The organism is Pseudomonas sp. NPDC096950, assembly GCF_044762525.1.
Lineage (GTDB): Bacteria > Pseudomonadota > Gammaproteobacteria > Pseudomonadales > Pseudomonadaceae > Aquipseudomonas.
Window position 1 is genome coordinate 40,478 of the sequence record NZ_JBIWEL010000029.1, and the last position, 17,641, is coordinate 58,118.

At 59.6% G+C, this 17,641-nt stretch carries 16 protein-coding genes; 2 read left to right on the forward strand and 14 right to left on the reverse strand.

Translation table 11 applies throughout. From position 1 onward, the window contains the following. Nucleotides 1-37 precede the first annotated feature (37 nt). The 10 genes from ACIQY3_RS29900 to ACIQY3_RS29945 form a co-directional block, all read right to left on the reverse strand. On the reverse strand, nt 38-2,131 hold the full coding sequence (locus tag ACIQY3_RS29900; RefSeq protein ID WP_403027110.1) for an LTA synthase family protein: 2,094 nt from the start codon (nt 2,129-2,131) through the stop codon (nt 38-40). 407 nt (nt 2,132-2,538) lie between these two features. Beyond that, complete coding sequence (locus tag ACIQY3_RS29905) at nt 2,539-3,144, reverse strand: START domain-containing protein (protein ID WP_403027113.1); 606 nt, start codon at nt 3,142-3,144, stop codon at nt 2,539-2,541. A 42-nt stretch (nt 3,145-3,186) separates the two neighbouring features. Continuing rightward, nucleotides 3,187-3,441, reverse strand: a complete 255-nt coding sequence (locus tag ACIQY3_RS29910) for a YkgJ family cysteine cluster protein (protein WP_403027116.1) — start codon at nt 3,439-3,441, stop codon at nt 3,187-3,189. 166 nt (nt 3,442-3,607) lie between these two features. After that, the gene (locus ACIQY3_RS29915) at nt 3,608-4,087 is read right to left on the reverse strand and encodes a translation initiation factor 2 (RefSeq protein ID WP_403027119.1); all 480 of its coding nucleotides are present in this window, start codon (nt 4,085-4,087) and stop codon (nt 3,608-3,610) included. Between the two features lie 90 nt (nt 4,088-4,177). Then, on the reverse strand, nt 4,178-5,617 hold the full coding sequence (locus ACIQY3_RS29920; RefSeq protein ID WP_054051847.1) for a PLP-dependent aminotransferase family protein: 1,440 nt from the start codon (nt 5,615-5,617) through the stop codon (nt 4,178-4,180). 202 nt (nt 5,618-5,819) lie between these two features. Then, on the reverse strand, nt 5,820-6,632 hold the full coding sequence (locus tag ACIQY3_RS29925) for an OmpA family protein (RefSeq protein WP_403027122.1): 813 nt from the start codon (nt 6,630-6,632) through the stop codon (nt 5,820-5,822). Beyond that, a complete protein-coding gene (locus ACIQY3_RS29930; RefSeq protein WP_123510080.1) occupies nt 6,629-6,985 on the reverse strand; it encodes a DUF4398 domain-containing protein in 357 nt (118 codons plus the stop codon). Before ACIQY3_RS29930 ends, ACIQY3_RS29925 begins: the two co-directional genes overlap by 4 nt. Before the next feature lie 9 nt (nt 6,986-6,994). Then, entirely contained in the window at nt 6,995-7,822 is an 828-nt protein-coding gene (locus ACIQY3_RS29935) for a substrate-binding periplasmic protein (protein WP_403027126.1), read from the reverse strand. Between the two features lie 80 nt (nt 7,823-7,902). Continuing rightward, complete coding sequence (locus ACIQY3_RS29940) at nt 7,903-8,832, reverse strand: electron transfer flavoprotein subunit alpha/FixB family protein (protein WP_163913075.1); 930 nt, start codon at nt 8,830-8,832, stop codon at nt 7,903-7,905. Then, nucleotides 8,833-9,582, reverse strand: coding sequence for an electron transfer flavoprotein subunit beta/FixA family protein (locus ACIQY3_RS29945; RefSeq protein ID WP_017340080.1), 750 nt, complete (start codon nt 9,580-9,582; stop codon nt 8,833-8,835). It abuts the gene before it with no gap. Nucleotides 9,583-10,128: 546 nt separating this feature from the next. Here ACIQY3_RS29945 and ACIQY3_RS29950 point away from each other — a divergent pair. Beyond that, entirely contained in the window at nt 10,129-11,793 is a 1,665-nt protein-coding gene (locus ACIQY3_RS29950; RefSeq protein WP_403027129.1) for an electron transfer flavoprotein-ubiquinone oxidoreductase, read from the forward strand. Between the two features lie 184 nt (nt 11,794-11,977). Here the strand turns inward: ACIQY3_RS29950 and ACIQY3_RS29955 are convergent, their stop codons facing one another. Further along, nucleotides 11,978-12,868 (reverse strand): AraC family transcriptional regulator N-terminal domain-containing protein, encoded by an 891-nt coding sequence (locus ACIQY3_RS29955; protein ID WP_403027132.1) that lies wholly within the window; start codon nt 12,866-12,868, stop codon nt 11,978-11,980. Nucleotides 12,869-13,059: 191 nt separating this feature from the next. Here ACIQY3_RS29955 and ACIQY3_RS29960 point away from each other — a divergent pair, with 191 nt between their 5' ends. Continuing rightward, entirely contained in the window at nt 13,060-14,112 is a 1,053-nt protein-coding gene (locus tag ACIQY3_RS29960; RefSeq protein WP_403027135.1) for an NAD(P)-dependent alcohol dehydrogenase, read from the forward strand. Here ACIQY3_RS29960 and ACIQY3_RS29965 read toward each other — a convergent pair. The 3 genes from ACIQY3_RS29965 to dgoD all read right to left on the reverse strand — a co-directional run bounded on the left by ACIQY3_RS29965 (nt 14,109) and on the right by dgoD (nt 17,630). Next, a complete protein-coding gene (locus ACIQY3_RS29965; protein WP_403027140.1) occupies nt 14,109-14,912 on the reverse strand; it encodes an IclR family transcriptional regulator in 804 nt (267 codons plus the stop codon). The two genes, ACIQY3_RS29960 and ACIQY3_RS29965, sit on opposite strands and share 4 nt — an antisense overlap. A gap of 60 nt (nt 14,913-14,972) precedes the next feature. Further along, nucleotides 14,973-16,283, reverse strand: a complete 1,311-nt coding sequence (locus ACIQY3_RS29970; RefSeq protein ID WP_403027143.1) for an MFS transporter — start codon at nt 16,281-16,283, stop codon at nt 14,973-14,975. Between the two features lie 198 nt (nt 16,284-16,481). Next, nucleotides 16,482-17,630 (reverse strand): galactonate dehydratase, encoded by a 1,149-nt coding sequence (gene dgoD, locus ACIQY3_RS29975; RefSeq protein WP_008152275.1) that lies wholly within the window; start codon nt 17,628-17,630, stop codon nt 16,482-16,484. Nucleotides 17,631-17,641: the final 11 nt, after the last annotated feature.

Genomic DNA, 17,641 nt, shown 5'->3' on the forward strand with positions numbered 1-17,641 from the left:
CCCTTGAAAAAGGGCCTCTTTTTTATTGCGTCAATCGTTAGTCCGGCTTGCCGTTCACCACGCCAGCGGTGTTATCCAGCAGGCTCTTGGTCGCGGTTTGCAGGAACGACTCGAGTTTCTGCTTGAGGGCCGCTTCGTCAGCTGACTCGGGAATCACCGTACCTTTCGGATTGGCGCCCAGTTCGTACTGATACAGCTTCGGCGGCATCTCTTTCGGCAAGACCAGCACGCGGTCGGCGGTCAGCAAGGCCACGGTCTGATCGCTGCCCGACGGCTTGATCACGCCGAAACCCTTGTCGCCTTCCGGCAGGTTCAGCAGGTCGCGGCCCCAGCATTGATGAATCACGTCGCCACCGACACGGCCCATGATGGTCGGCACGATGTCGATCTGAGTGCCCACGGTGTGGTCACGCTGGCCGAATTTTTCCTGGATGCCCGGTGCGATCATCAGCATCGGCACGTTGAAGCGGCCCAGGTCCATTTCGGTGATTTGCTGCTCGTCGCCGAAGCCATGGTCGCCCACGATCACGAACAGGGTTTCATTGAAGTACGGCTCTTTGCGCGCCTTCTCGAAGAACTGACCCAGCGCCCAGTCGGAGTAGCGCATGGCGGTCAAGTGTTCGTTGAGGCTGCCGCGATTGGTCACAGGCTCCACCGGCAATGGTGTCGGCAAAGCGTACGGCGTGTGGTTGGACAGGGTTTGCAGCAAGGCATAGAACGGTTTTTTGTCCTTGCCATCGCGGGCCTTCAGTTCTTCCAGGCCACGGTTGAACATGTCCTGGTCGGACACACCCCACGTCGGGTCGGAGAACACCGGGTTCACGAAATCGTTGCGCCCGATGAAGTTGGTCATGCCCTGGTTGCTGAAGAAGCCCGACTGGTTGTCCCAGGCGAAATCGCCGTTGTAGACGTACACATCGTCGTAGTCACGGGCGCTGAGCAACTGCGGCAGGCCGGACAACTTGTGGCTGCCTTCCGGGGTCTGCATCAGGTATTCGAAGCCCGGCAGGTTCGGGAAGCAGGCCATGGTGGCGAACATACCCTGGTGGGTATGGGTGCCGTTGGAGAAGAAACGGTCGAACAACAGGCCTTCTTTCGACAACTTGTCGAAGGCTGGCGTGATGTTGCCCGGACGACCCAAAGCGCCCACCGAGTGACCGGCGAAGCTTTCCATCAGGATCACGACCACGTTCTTGATCGGCAGGGTCTTGTTGGCATCCGGCGTGTAGTTACGACGTACCGCAGCGATATCGTCGTCGACCAGTTTGTCGCTCGGGGTCAGCAGCATGTCGCGCACGGTTTGCTGGGCCAGAGGCTGGGGCAGCGTGGCTTTCCAGATGTTGTCGCGCTCTTCGGACATCCGCGCCTTGGCCGCCGCGATCAGCGACAGCGTGCCGTTGAGGCCCAATTGGTTGGCGAAGTTGGAGTCGGTGGTGTAGACGTCACCCCAGCGCAACGGCGGGCCCTGACGCAGGGTGCCACGGGCAGCGACTACGCAGACCAGCAGGCAAACCACGAATACCGCAATGCGCGCATACCACGGGGCGATCTGGCGCGTGCCAATACTGCCGCCGCTGAACGGACCACGCGGACGGGTGGCGCGGTCGGCGCCCTTGAACGCCAGGGTCAAAATCAAGGTGCCAACGGCCCAGGCCAGCAGGTAGCGCACCACCGGGAAACCGTACCAGAGCATGCTCATCACGGTTTTCGGGTCTTCTTTCACATACTGGAAGACCAGGCCGTTGAGGCGCTGGTGGAATTCACGGTAGAAGTCCATCTCCATCAGGCCGAGGAACAGCGCGATGCTCGAAGCGATGGTCAGCCAGAAACGGAAAAACCCGCGAGCCGCCATGGCCCGGGCGCTGAACAATGCCAGCAGCAGCGGAACAATGAGGTAGACCACCAGGCGCAGGTCGAAACGCAGGCCATTGGCGAACGCTTCGAGGAAAGTCGAAGCCGGTGTGTCGAGGATCATCGAGCGGTTGTAGACCAGCAGCGCGACGCGCAGCAGGCTGAACATGACCATCATGACCAGGGCACACAGCAACGTGTAGGCCAGATGCGATTTGACGGTCGGTTGCAGCAGGCGATTAGAAGCTCGCTGCTGATTCAGGGCGTCCGGGTTTGCCATGTCGTTTTAGGACCCATTGGAAGTTGAAGTTTCAAAAATACAGCTGCGCCCTGCCCTCTATTGGCCAGTACTCGGCCCCGGGGCTTGCGCGGGTGCGCAAATGTTGCACGATCACTCGCGGCATTGCCATTGATTACTGTGCGGATGTTGGCGCGGGCGAATTGTCTTGGAGGCTTTGTGAAAATTTCGTGCAACGTATATCTGGAAACACAATAAAACACTGAACCTGAAAGAACGCTGAACCTGTGGGAGCGAGCCTGCTCGCGAAGGCGTCGTGTCAGTCGATATCTATGTTGAATGATTAACCGCATTCGCGAGCAGGCTCGCTCCCACAGGGACTGCGTTTAAGTCTCGCCCAAATAGAAACGCCCCGAACCAGTCGGGGCGTTTTCGAAAGTGCGGCGCGGTTACTTCTCGGCGCGTTCTTTCAGGGCTTTCAGGGTATTGAACGGGGCATCAACCACGAACTTGTTGGCGATCATCGACGGCACGCTGCCACCCGGCTCGGTGTGCACCTGATAGGTCACTTCGACCTGGTCACCCTTGGGCACGAACTTCCAGAAGCCATCGACCTTGGCGACCCGAATGAAGCCTTTTTCTTCAGGAATGTACTTCGGCACGCCTTCGAGCTTGCGGGTCAGGCTGCCATCGGCGCCTTCGACGGTGGTGACGTGCAGCACCGAATCACGCGGGGTGACGGGCCACGGCGTATTGAATTGGGTGTAGGTCCAGCTGTCGGCACCTTCGTGCTTGAGCAACTTCTGGGCTTTGCATTCGTGAATCCAGGAGCAGGCTCGCGACACGTCTTCCTGCAGCGCGCGCAATTTGGCGATGGTGGTCTTCATCAGGGTGACGCCCTGATAAGCCTTGTAATCGGAACCGGCCACTTCACTCAGGGACACCTTGATGCCGTCTTCGTTTTTGGCGACTTTCCAGTCTTCTGCCTGGGCAGCCGAGGTGGCCAGCACAACCGTCAAACCACACAGCACAGCAATACGATGCAGCGAACCCATAGTCTTATTCCTTATTGTTGAAGTTCCGTTCGTTTGATCACATCACGCCGCCGTCATTTGCTCCCACCAGCCAATCAGCCGGATGGCTTCTTCACTGCTGTTGCCGCAAACCTCGGCATCGGCTTCGAAGGCCGAACAAACGGCCGGGCGTTCTGCCTGGCCGAAAATGTTGCACAGGTTTTCGACAGAAAGTTGTACGCAACGTTCTCCGGCGGCTTTGCCATGGGGCATGCCGGGAATCGGTGAACTGATGGAAGGGGCAATGCAACAGGCGCCACAGCCTTCACGGCATTTCATGACGACAAGCTCCTCGCGACGGGTGATGTGTAAAAGGGACGTGGCACAGAGTAACCGCTAAAACGACTGTTTAAAATTACTTGCAGCGCAGTTTTTGCGCTTAACCGAACGTGACCGACCAGTCTCCGACGAAGCGTCTGGTCCGCGGCTTACCGATGGGAATGATTTAGCGCTTGAACTCGAATTCCAGTGCCGCCCCTTCGACCTCACGGCGCTCTTCGTTGCGCAGTTGCAGCTGCATTTCGTTGCTCAGCAGACGGCCGTTGAGTTGGAAGTCACTGGATTTATCGCCGAACATTTGTGGGAACGCACCGTCGTGCTTGGGTAAAGGCACGGTGCCGATCGGCTTGAGTTCTTCGACCATGTGCTGGGGCAGGCTCAAGTCGAGATTGGCCGGCGGCAATTGGGTGGTCTTGACCACTTCGCTGGCCGATTTGGACTTGGAGGCAATGGGCGGACGTTTCTTGATCGGGGCGGCTTTCTTTTTGGCCGGCGTCGCTTTTTTCGCCGCAACCGGTTTCTTCGGTGTTGCCTTGGAGCTGCTGGCGGCGGGCTTTTCCTGAACGGCAGCCGCCATGACACCTTGCGGTACAGCAGTCAGCAACAGGCAGATCGACAGCCAGGCGGCAGAAAAAATCGGTTTCATGGACCCAACGGCGCTAACGGCAGAGGGCCATATGCTCGCTTGTTGCAAGCGACATGACAAGCGCGGGCAGTGGATGACCTGCCCGCATGATCAAAAACCGCTGGCCGTCTCCTGACAGAGTTGGGTGGCGAGCAGCCCGAGAGTCATCAGTGCACGCTCGGCTTCACGGTTCCAGGGGGTGCCACAGTTCAACCTAATACAGTGATTGAACTGCTCGGTGTTACTGAAAATCAGCCCCGGCGCAATACTGATGCCCTGCTGCAAGGCCCGCACATGCAATTCCTGGGTGTTGACCCGACCCGGCAGGCTGACCCACAAAATGAACCCGCCGGTTGGCCGACTCATCTGCGTACCTTCGGGGAAGTATTGCTGCACCGCCAACTGAAAGGCGCTGAGATTTTTGCGGTATTCCTGACGGATGTAGCGCAAATGTCGGTCGTAGCCGCCGTTTTCCAGGTAGGCCGCGATGCCCATTTGCGTGACGCTGCAGGCCGAATGGGTGCTGAACGTCTGCAAACGCTGGATCTCCTGCTGGTACTTGCCGGCAATCATCCAGCCGATCCGCACGCCCGGCGACAGGGTTTTGGAAAAGCTCGAGCAATAAATCACCCGGTCCAGCCGGTCATAAGCCTTGAGCGCTTTGGTGCGCCCCTGCTCGAACATCAACTCGCCGTAAATATCGTCTTCGACAATCTGGATATCGAAATCCGAGGCCAGGCGCAGCAATTGCTTCTGCCGCTCTTCGGGCATGGTGCCGCCCAATGGATTGCTCAGGCGAGTGGTCAGCACCAGCGCCTTGATCGACCACTGGTTGGCGGCCAGTTGCAGGGCTTCGAGGCTCATGCCGGTGGCGGGGTCGCTGGGGATTTCGATGACTTTGAGGCCGAGCAGGTCAGCCAATTGCAGCAAGCCGTAATAGGTCGGCGATTCAGCCGCGATCAGATCGCCGGGCCGGGTCAGCACCCGCAGCGACATCTGCAAGGCGTCGACGCAACCGTGTGTGATCACCACTTCGGACGGATCGACCACCACCCCGGCATCGCGCATGCGGATCGCCACTTGGCGGCGCAACGGTTCGAAACCCGGGCTGAACATGTAGCTGAACGCCCGCGGGCTATGGAACCGGGTGACCTTGGCCAACTGCTGATGCAGGGCCCGGACCGGCAAATAATCGACGCTCGGCACCGCCGCGCCCAAAGGGAAAACACCCTCGCGGCGGGATTCGACCAGGACTTGCTGGATGATGCTGCTACGGGTAACCAAGCCTGGCCGTTCGACCCGGGCAATGTCCGGCGTCGGCGCGGTCAGGGCCGGCGTCTGGTGTACGTAGTAACCAGACTGCGGCCGTGCGCGGATCAGGCCCTGGTCTTCAAGGTTGGCGTAAGCCTGCAACACGGTTGCATGGCTGACATTGAGCTGCGAGCTCATCTTGCGCACCGAAGGCACGCGCTCCCCCGGTTGATAGACACCGCGACGGATGTCCTCGGCCAGTTGTTGAGCAATACGTTGGTAGAGCAAGAGATTGGTCATGACGCAGCACTCGATTTCACGGGCATTTTATTCTTGTATGAAACAATACCGGAACAGTTTAGAAGTGTACGGGGACAGTTGCCACAATAGTCGACCGTACAGTGCAGTGTCAGCAAAATCTGTACTGCTTTGTGAAGCGATTGGCAGGCGTAAAAAAAACCCGGCGCTGACAGGCAGGCCGGGTTTTCCAGAAACGCAGCCCTTAGCGGGCGGCGCCGAGCTGGCCTTTTTCGTCGGAGAACACAATTTCCACCCGACGGTTCTGCGCGCGACCGCGCTCGGAGGCGTTCACGTCCACCGGGTATTCATCGCCATAGCCTTCGACCTGAATACGTTTGTCGTCGATGCCCAGGTCCATCAGCACGTCGGCCACCGATTGCGCACGGTCCCGGGACAGCTTGAGGTTGTCCTGCTTGCCGCCGGTGCTGTCGGTGTAGCCTTCGATCCGCACCACGCGCTTGGGGTTGAGCTGCAGGAACTGCACGATCTTCAGCACCACGCGGTTGGCCGAGTTTTTCAACTCCGCTTCGCCGGTATCGAACAGCACATCGCCGAGGGTCATCACCAAACCACGATCCGTCTGGGTGGTGGCCAGCGCCACGATCTGTTCTTCGAGCCACTTGCCCTGTTGCTGCACGCTCAGCAACTTGGACTCGCGCAGGGCCAGTTGCAGGCGCTGGCGTTCCAGTTCCAGTTTCGCCGCCTGCTCCTCGTTGAGCACCTGGTTGGTGTGTTCCCGGGCAATTTCGCTGTAGCGCTGGCTCAGGTAAGCGTAATGCACCACATCCGAACCGCTGCCCCAGTAGCTGGACAGGCGATCGGCACGGGCCAGGGACTCACCGGCCCGGATCACATCCTTCGGCGCGATACGCAGCACGTTGGAATCTTCCTTGACCTTCTGGAAGTCAGCCCCGGCCTGCTGCAACGCGGACTCGCTGTGCTGGCCGGCGCAGCCGTACAGGCTGACGCAACCGGCGAGGATCAAACCGCCGACGGCTTTGGATTTGAGGCTCATTGGGCATCTCCCAGTTGCTTGCGCAGGCGAGTGATGCGGGTATTGAGTACGTTCAACTGCTCCTGGCTCTTGAGGGTCAGGACCCGGGCTTCGGCCAGGCGCGCATCCAGTTCAGCCTGTTCGGCGCGCATGCGGGCGTGTTTGTAGGATTGGTCGGTCATGTCGCCCTGAGCGCGGGAGAACTTGTCTTCGGCCAGTTTCAACTCCGGCACATCGTCAGCGGTGGCGCCAACGGCTTTGGCTTGTTCCAGTGCCTGCTCGGTCAGGCGAATTTGTTCATTCGGCGCCGGATCGGCTGCACAACCCGCCAGAGCCAGAACGGCCAGGGCAGCGAAAAGAGGTCGAATACTCACTAAAAATCCCTACTGTTTTGGGGTACTGGCGGCTTGTTGCTGTTGCTGCGCTTTCCAACGCTCGATATTGCGTTGCAGCACAGCTTCCGTCAGTCCGGACGCGGGCAATTCTGTCATCTTTTTGGCCAGCTGTCCGCGCAACCACGGATCGTTGCAGGCTGAGTTATGGGAAACCGCGAGGAACAGGCCGGGTTTGTCGACGGGCTGCGGATAGGCTTGCAGGTCGTTGCCCATGCCCAATGCCTGCGCGGCCGCCATGCCCGAGTAGCGTCCGGCGAGTACATATTCCACTTCACCCAGCAGCAGTTTCTGAAAGGCCTGGGTCAGGTTTGGCGTACGGGTCAGGGTTAATTGCTGCTCGGCGAAAGTGCCGAATTCCCGGGTCATTCGAGACTTTTCCGACACCGCGCCCGAGTGTCCGTGCAGGTCTTTGGCTTCGCTGTAGGTCAGTGTCGAGCCTTTGCGGGTCCAGACCAGGTAGTCGTTTTCCAGCAGCGGCGGATGGATGTAATCCAGGGTTTCCAGTTCGTTGAGGGTCAACGGTGCGTCCGCCAGCATGTCCATGCGCCCGCTGCGCACTTCGTCCAGGGCCTGGGCGCGTTTGCCGGCATACAGCATTTCAATCTTGATGCCCAACTCCCCCGCCACTTGCTGCAACAAATCGGCACTGGCGCCGATCAGGTGCTTGGGGTTCTGCGGGTCTTGCCACAGGTACGGCGGTGCATCCGGGCTGCCGGTGACCACCAGGCGTTCACATTTGCCCGCAGCGTTTGCGAGTCCTGGCAACAGCGTCAGGCCCAGCAAAAAAAACCAGCCATACAGGCGGCGCAGATCCATGGCGAAGCTCTCCCAATCAAATCCGGAACAAAAAAAAGCCCGACCAAAAGGCCGGGCTCTTTATAGTTTAAGCCGCTGGATTAGACCAGCTTCTCGAACTCAGGGATGGCTTCGAACAGGTCCGCCACCAGGCCGTAATCGGCCACCTGGAAGATCGGCGCTTCTTCGTCCTTGTTGATCGCAACGATCACTTTGGAGTCTTTCATGCCGGCCAGGTGCTGGATCGCGCCGGAGATACCGACCGCGATGTACAGCTGTGGAGCAACGATCTTGCCGGTCTGACCGACCTGCATGTCGTTGGGTACGAAACCTGCGTCGACCGCAGCGCGGGAAGCGCCGACAGCAGCGCCCAGCTTGTCGGCCAGGGCGTACAGGTGTTTGAAGTTGTCGCCGTTCTGCATGCCGCGGCCGCCGGAAACGACGATCTTGGCAGCGGTCAGTTCCGGACGATCGGACTTGGCCAGTTCTTCGCCAACGAAGCTCGAAGTGCCAGCGTCGTGGGCAGCCGCAACGGCTTCAACAGCAGCCGAACCACCTTCAGCGGCAACCGGGTCGAAACCGGTGGCACGCACGGTGATCACTTTGACCGCAGCGTTCGATTGAACGGTGGCGATGGCGTTACCGGCGTAGATCGGGCGCTTGAAGGTGTCAGCGCTTTCAACCGAGATGATCTCGGAGATTTGGTCAACGTCCAGGGTCGCGGCAACGCGCGGCAGGATGTTTTTGCCGTTGGAAGTCGCGGCAGCCAGGATGTGGCTGTAGCCCTTGCCCAATTCAGCAACCAGAGGCGCGACGTTTTCTGGCAACTGGTGAGCGTAGGCGGCGTTGTCGGCCACCAGCACTTTCGCCACGCCAGCGATTTTCGCAGCGGCTTCAGCCACGGCGCCAGCGCCTTGACCGGCGACCAGAACGTGGATGTCACCGCCGATTTTGACGGCAGCAGCCACGGTGTTCAGCGTGGCCGGGGCCAGCACTTTGTTGTCGTGTTCAGCAATAACCAAGATAGTCATTTAGATTACCTTCGCTTCGTTTTTCAGTTTCTCGACCAGTTCAGCCACCGACTTGACCTTGATACCCGCGCTGCGTGCAGCAGGCGCTTCGACTTTCACGGTCTTGTTGGTGGAGGCGGTGGAAACGCCCAAAGCGTCCGGAGTCAGCACTTCGAGAGGCTTCTTCTTGGCTTTCATGATGTTTGGCAGGGACGCGTAGCGCGGCTCGTTCAAACGCAGGTCGGTGGTGACGATGGCCGGCAGTTTCAGGGAAACTGTCTGTGCGCCGCCGTCGATTTCGCGGGTCACGGCAACGCTGTCGCCGCTGACTTCAACCTTGGACGCGAACGTGCCCTGACCGTAGCCGCTCAATGCAGCGAGCATCTGGCCGGTCTGGTTGTTGTCGCTGTCGATGGCTTGTTTGCCCAGGATCACCAGCTGAGGCTGTTCCTTGTCGACAACGGCTTTCAACAGTTTGGCAACCGCCAGGGACGTCAGATCTTCAGCGGATTCGACGAGGATGGCGCGGTCGGCACCCAGAGCCAGCGCGGTGCGCAGTTGCTCTTGAGCGGTGGACGGGCCGACGGAAACGACGACGATTTCAGTCGCAACGCCTTTCTCTTTCAGGCGTACGGCTTCTTCCACGGCGATTTCGCAGAATGGGTTCATCGACATCTTCACGTTAGCGAGGTCGACGCCGGAATTGTCCGCCTTGACGCGAACCTTGACGTTGTAATCCACAACGCGTTTGACAGCTACAAGAACCTTCATGGATTCCTCGTTACTCTCCGGTGAAAAGAAAGTCGCCTAGGCGAACCTGGCGGTTGATGCTCGTGGGCGCAAGGGCACCTCTAAAAACGCTGGCATCTGAACCGGGTGACACTGCCCCGCATTAATAATGACCGTTCGTCAGTGGTGACTGATGAGTCATTCATTACTGCGGCGTGTAAACTGCGCGCCGAATCCTCGCTGCGCATCACCTTGTACTGCCATCGCCCTGTCTCTAGAGGTGCTCTTGAAACCAACAGTCAGCCTACGGCGAGCGCAAAACCGCCCGTATCTTGACCGGAACGCCTATTCCGGTCAATACGGCAAAATGGCCAGTCATAAGCCGCGTTACTTTGATTTATCAGGCCTGGAGCCAATTCAAACAAACGTTTGTATTGGACGCTAGGAGTGGTGTAGATATAATGCGCCACCCAGAGAGAAAGGTGGCTCATCGATTGTCCTCTTCCGGCATTGCGCCGGAATTCATGGATGCGACACCAAACCTCCAATTAGAAAAAAAACTGTTGAGCCTTGAGTAGGAGATAACCTGTGGAACGCGAATACATGGAATTCGACGTGGTCATCGTCGGTGCCGGCCCCGCTGGTCTTTCCGCCGCCTGCCGCTTGAAGCAGAAGGCCGCCGAAGCCGGTAAGGAAATCAGCGTCTGCGTGGTCGAAAAAGGCTCCGAAGTCGGTGCTCACATCTTGTCCGGTGCCGTGTTCGAACCACGGGCCCTGAACGAATTGTTCCCGGACTGGAAAGAACTCGGCGCCCCGCTGAACACGCCGGTCACCCGCGATGACATCTTCGTTCTCAAGAACGCCGACAGCGCGCAGAAAATCCCCGACCTCTTTGTGCCCAAGACCATGCACAACGAAGGCAACTACATCATCTCCCTCGGTAACCTGTGCCGCTGGCTCGCCCAGCAGGCCGAGAACCTGGGTGTGGAAATCTACCCGGGCTTCGCCGCTCAGGAAGCGCTGTTCGACGAGAACGGCGTAGTTCGCGGGATCATCACCGGTGACTTGGGCGTTGACCGCGAAGGCCATCCGAAGGAAGGCCTGTACACCCCGGGCATGGAGCTGCGTGGCAAGTACACGCTGTTCGCCGAAGGTTGCCGCGGCCACATCGGCAAGCAGTTGATCAAGCGCTTCAACCTCGACAGCGAGGCCGACGCCCAGCACTACGGCATCGGCCTGAAAGAAATCTGGGAAATCGACCCGGCCAAGCATCAGCCAGGCCTGGTGGTCCACACCGCCGGCTGGCCGCTGGACATCATGGGCACAGAAAACACTGGTGGCTCGTTCCTCTATCACCTGGAAAACAACCAGGTGGTCGTCGGTCTGATCGTCGATCTTTCCTACAGCAACACCTACCTGTCGCCGTTCGACGAGTTCCAGCGCCTCAAGCATCACCCGGTGCTCAAGCAGTACCTGGAAGGCGGCAAGCGCATCAGCTACGGCGCTCGCGCCATCTGCAAGGGCGGCCTGAACTCGCTGCCGAAAATGGTCTTCAAGGGCGGCGCGCTGATCGGTTGCGACCTCGGTACCCTGAACTTCGCCAAGATCAAAGGCAGCCACACCGCGATGAAGTCCGGCATGCTCGCCGCTGAATCCGTGGCCGAGGCGTTGTTCGCCGAGAAAGATGGCACCGAAGAACTGACGACTTACGTCGACGCGTTCAAGAAGAGCTGGCTCTACGACGAACTGTTCGCCAGCCGCAACTTCGGCCCGGCGATCCACAAGTTCGGCGCGATCGTTGGCGGCGGTTTCAACTGGCTGGACCAGAACATCTTCGGCGGCAAACTGCCGTTCACCCTGCACGACACCAAGCCGGATTACGCGTGCCTGAAGCTGGCGGCCGACTGCAAGAAGATCGACTACCCGAAACCGGACGGCAAAATCAGCTTCGACAAACTCAGCTCGGTGTTCATCTCCGGTACCAACCACGAAGAAGAACAGCCGTGCCACCTGAAGCTGACCGACCCGAGCATCCCGATCAGCAAGAATCTGCCGATGTACGATGAGCCTGCCCAGCGTTACTGCCCGGCCGGCGTGTACGAAGTGGTCACGAAGGAAGACGGCGAGAAGCGCTTCCAGATCAACGCCCAGAACTGCGTTCACTGCAAAACCTGCGACATCAAGGACCCTGCACAGAACATCACCTGGGTGGCACCGGAAGGCTCCGGCGGCCCGACTTACCCGAACATGTAAGCCGAACGCCTGAACATCAAGGCTCCCGAAATGGGGGCCTTTTTGTTGCCCGGGATTTATGAGATCACCCAATACCAATGTGGGAGCGGGCTTGCTCGCGAATGCGGTGGATCAGTCACCCTTTAAATCGACTGACACACCGCATTCGCGAGCAAGCCCGCTCCCACAGGGAATCACTGGTGTGTCAGGCCGCGCGCTCATCCCCCGGATTACGCTCAAAGTAGCGCTTATATTCGCGACTGAACTGCGACGTACTCTGATACCCCACCCGATGCGCCACCTGCGCCACGCCCAGCCCTTGGGACAGCAACAATTGCTGCGCTTTGAGCAGCCGCAGACGTTTCAAATACTGCACCGGCGACAACAACGTGCTGCGCTTGAAATGCTCATGAAAGGTCGACGCGCTCATGTTCGCGCAACTGGCCAGTGTCTCGACATTCAACGGCTCGGTGAAATGCCCGTGCAGATGGTTGAGCGAAGCCGCGATCCGGGCGAACTGCCCCTGCTGTTCCACCAATGCCCGCAACACATCAGCCTGGGGACCGCGCAACGCCACGAACAACAATTCACGCAAACGCGCCGGGCCCATGATCTGGCATTCCAGCGGATCGTGCAGGCAACGCAACAGCCGTTCCACACAACCGCGCATGCCGTCATCGAGCACCGTCGAGGTCATGGACTCCAGCGTCTGCGCGGCAATGCTGCGCCCCGACACCAGCCCCATGGCCAACACCAATTCACTGAGTAACACCCGGTCGATGGCAATGGAAATCCCCAGCATCGGCCCTTCCGGCGCGGCAAAGGTTTCGCACTCGAACGGCACCGGCAACGCCTGAATCAGATAATGCCCGGCGCCGTACTCCAAAGTACGCGGCCCCAAATACGCCAACTTGCTGCCCTGGACGATGATGACCAGGCTCGGCTCATAAATCTGCGGTCCCCGGGCCACGTCGCGACTGGCGCGCAACACCTGCACGCCCGGCAACGCCGTGGGGGCGAAACCATCGCGGGTGGTCAGCGGTTGAATCAGTGAAACCAGCGTGGCGTTGGCATCCAGATGACGGGTCAACAACATGGGCAGCTCTTCACACAAAAGTGACGAAAAAAGGGATGAAAACATCATCGCAGGTCTGGCGGGCAATGCGACCCATCAACGGTACATGCCGGAGGATTAGGCATGACACGCGGAGGAATCGTCATGGCTGACCACGGTGACGCCCCCCAAAATGGCGCATCTCACCTTTCACTGCTTTTGCGAGGCTCCTTATGTACACCGCTATCGGATACGCCGCCCAGTCGGCCACCACTCCCCTCGCCCCCGTGAAATTCGAACGTCGCAGCCCACGGGCCGACGACGTGGCGATCGATATTCTCTACTGCGGCGTCTGCCATTCCGACATCCACCAGGCCCGTAACGAGTGGGGCATTGCCGTTTACCCACTGATGCCCGGCCACGAAATCGTAGGCAAAGTTACCGCCGTCGGTGCGAACGTCACCAAACACAAAATCGGCGATCTGGTCGGCGTCGGTTGCATGGTCGATTCTTGCCGCAGCTGTGATGCCTGCCAGGCCAACCTCGAGCAATATTGCCTCGAAGGCCCGACCATGACTTACGCCACCCCGGACCGGGTCGATGGCAGCAACACCATGGGCGGCTACTCGGACAGCATCGTGGTCAGTGAGCACTTCGTGGTGCGCATCCCGGCATCACTCGACCTGGCCAGCGCCGCGCCGATCCTCTGCGCCGGCATCACCACCTACTCGCCGCTCAAGCATTACGGCGTAAAGGCTGGCGACAAGGTCGGGATTCTCGGCATGGGTGGCCTGGGCCACATGGGCATCAAGTTCGCCAAAGCCATGGGCGCGGAAGTGACGTTGTTCACCCGCTCGGCGAGCAAGGCTGAAGAAGCGCGGCGTCAGGGCGCGGACCACGTGATCGTGTCCACCGATGCCGAACAGATGAAGGCCGCCGCCGGGCATTTCGACTTCCTGCTGGACACCATTCCGGTGCAGCACGACCTCAACCCGTACCTCGATACCCTGCGTTTCGACGGCGTGCACATCCTGGTCGGCTTGATCGAACCGATCGATCCGCCGGTCCACGCCGGCAAACTGGTGATGAGCCGTCGTGTACTGGCCGGTTCGCTGATCGGTGGCGTTGCCGAAACCCAGGAAGTGCTGGATTTCTGCGCCGAGCACAACATCACCTGCGACATCGAAATGCTCAACATCCATCAGATCAACGAAGCGTTCACCCGCATGATTGCCGGTGACGTGAAGTACCGCTTCGTGATCGACATGGCGACCCTGAAGGTCTAAACCTTCGCGCCGAGTTCAGCCGAGAGCCGGGCCGTGACCCCTTTGATCAGGGGAATCAGCTCGGCCATTTTTTCCAGCGGCATGTATGGCACGGTGCTGGCGATGCTGATGCCGGCGACGATGCGTTTGCTGGCATCGCGGATCGGCGCCGCCACACAACGGATCGACGGTTCGTTGTCTTCCAGATCGAACGCGTAGCCCCCCGCCACATACTCGACCATGCGCTGCTGAAACTGCTCCCAGGATTGCTCCGGGTGCTGCGGCCAGAACTGATTTTTCCCACCGGCCAGAAGGCTGACTTCGTACAGTCGTTTCCAGTCTTCCTGGGTGTCATCGAGCATCAGCGCCTTGCCGATCCCGGTGCGCGCCAACGGCATGCGATGGCCGACCCGCGAACGCATTTCCGGGCCATTGCGCCCCGGATTCTTGTGCAGGTACAGCACCTCGTCGCCCTCGCGAATCGCCAGGTGAATGGTGTCGCCGGTCAACGCCGACAACTCATCCAGATACGGACCGGCTAACGTCACCAACGGCAATTCTTCCCGCGCCTGGAAACCCAGTTCGATCAGCTTCGGCCCCAGCAAATAACCGACTTGCGGCACGACACGCAGGTAACGCTCGTCCACCAGGCAACTGGCCAGGCGATGGGTGGTGCTGCGCGTGGTGCCGATCAGCCGGGCAATTTCCTTGAGATCGCGAGCGCCACTGGCCACGGCCTGAACCACACCCAAACCACGAAGCAGTGTCTGGGTGCCGGTCGGTGCGGCGTCCTTGGCGATTTTTGGGGCGTCTTCCTGCATATCCAGCCTTTACCGTTGAGCGAGGGAACGGGCGGCATTATGGTCGCCCGACGGCTACGACTACAACTTGATACGCTCGACCTTGCCGACCAGCAGCACGTAGGAAAGCGCACCAATCAACGCAAGAACCGCGATGTAGGTAATCGCCGGGGCAAACGAATCACCGGTGGCGAGGAAACCAATCACGATTGGCGTGGTAATCGCCGACAGGTTGCCGATGAAGTTAAACACCCCACCGGTCAATCCGAGCAACCGCGCCGGGGCCAGGGTCGACACCAGTGACCAGGTAATCGAGGCCAGTCCGTTCCCAAAGAACGCCAACGCGAGGAAGGCAATCACCAGCGGCGTCGACTCGACGAAGTTGGCGCCGATGATCGAAGTGGAAATCAGCAGACCGCCAATGATCGGCAACTTGCGGGCAAATCCGACGGTGTAGCCGCGACGGATCAAAAAGTCCGAAAAGAACCCGGAACACAGCACACCCACAAACGCGGCGAGAAACGGCAGCGACGCCAGCAGGCCAGACTTGATGAAGTCCATGCCGCGATATTTCACCAGGTAGGTCGGGAACCACGTCAGGAAAAACCACAACGTCGAGTTGAGGCAGAACTGGCCGAGGTAAATGCCCCAGAGTTTGCGTTTGCTCAACACAATGCCGAGGTCGGTCCAGCTGAATTTGGCTTTGACTTTGGCTTGTTCGGCCTGGATATCCACCAGCCCGCCGCCCTCGCGGATCAGGTCGATTTCCGCGTCGTTGGCACCCTTGAAATCCCGTGGCTCGCGATACACCGCGTACCAGATCACCGCCCAGATAATGCCGACGACACCGGTGCTGACAAACACCATGTGCCAGCCAAACTCATGCTGCAGCCAAGCCAGTACCGGCGTCAGGAATGCGAGCCCGACAAACTGCCCGGAGGTGTAGAAACCGATGGCCGTGGCGCGTTCGCGTTCCGGAAACCAAGTGGTGACCACGCGACTGTTGATCGGATAGGCCGGGGCTTCCAGCGCACCGACCGCCATCCGCAGCACGAACAGCGCGATGAAGCTGCCGGCGAAACCGAGCATCACCGTGGCCAGCGACCACAGCAGCAGCGCGACGCTGTAGAGAATTCGCGGCGGCACACGATCCACCAGCCACCCGCCGGGGATCTGCATGGCGGCGTAGGTCCAGCCGAATGCGGAGAAAATCAGCCCGACGTGGATCGGGTCGATCCCCAGTTCAGTGGTCAGCGCCGGGGCGGCGATCGACAGGTTGCTGCGGTCCAGGTAGTTGATCACCACGGTGATAAACAGCAGCACCATGATGAAAAAACGCTTGCGGCTGGGCGTCACCAACGACGCCTGCCCGGTGAGGGTTTGCGGTTGCATGAGGGATGCCTCTTCTTATGTTTATTGAGGGCGATATCAAAATCGGATTTGACGCAGATCTACCTGTCCATGGAGATCCAGTGTGGGAGCGGGCTTGCTCGCGAAGACGGTGTGTCAGTCGACATCATCATTGGCTGATACGACGCCTTCGCGAGCAAGCCCGCTCCCACATTGGATTTGTGTTGAGTCAGGCAGCACTCACCACTCGGCGAAACTGCCATCGGCATGGCGCCAGATCGGGTTGCGCCAGCGGTGGCCGACCGCCGCGCGTTCGATCACGTATTCCTCGTTGATCTCGATCCCCAGGCCCGGGCCGTTCGGGATTTTCACGAAGCCTTTGTCGTAGTCGAACACCCGTGGATCCTTGACGTAATCCAGCAGGTCGTTGCTCTCGTTGTAGTGGATGCCCAGGCTCTGTTCCTGGATGAACGCGTTGTAGCAAACCGCGTCGAGTTGCAGGCAAGCGGCCAAGGCAATCGGGCCCAGCGGGCAGTGCAGCGCCAGCGCCACGTCGTAGGCTTCAGCCATGTTGGCGATCTTGCGGGTTTCGGTGATGCCGCCGGCGTGGGACGCATCGGGCTGGATGATGTCGACGTAACCTTCGCTGAGTACACGCTTGAAATCCCAACGGGAGAACAAACGCTCGCCCAAGGCAATCGGGGTGCTGGTCAGCGGCGCCAGTTCCTTCAGCGCTTCGTAGTTTTCGCTGAGCACCGGCTCTTCGATGAACATCAACTTGTACGGGTCGAGTTCCTTCATCAGCACCTTGGCCATGGGTTTGTGTACCCGGCCATGGAAATCGACGCCGATGCCGACGTTCGGGCCCACCGCGTCACGCACGGCGGCGACGTTGGCCAGGGCCAGGTCGACTTTTTCGAAGGAATCGAGGAATTGCAGCTCTTCGGTGCCATTCATTTTCACCGCAGTGAAACCACGCTCCACCGCTTCTTTCGCCGCACGCGCGGTGTCGGCCGGGCGGTCGCCGCCGATCCACGAATACACGCGAATCTTGTCCCGCACCTGGCCACCGAGCAAATCGCTGACCGACACACCCAGGGCCTTGCCCTTGATGTCCCACAACGCCTGGTCGATGCCGGCGAGTGCGCTCATGTGGATCGCACCGCCACGATAGAAGCCGCCACGATAGAGCACGGTCCAGATGTCTTCGATGTTGCGTGGGTCTTTGCCGATCAGGTAGTCGGACAATTCCTCTACAGCAGCGGCAACCGTGTGGGCGCGACCTTCGACGACAGGCTCGCCCCAACCGGTCACGCCCTCATCGGTTTCGACCTTGAGGAAGCACCAGCGTGGCGGGACGATGAAGGTGGTGAGTTTGGTGATTTTCATCTGATTGTCTC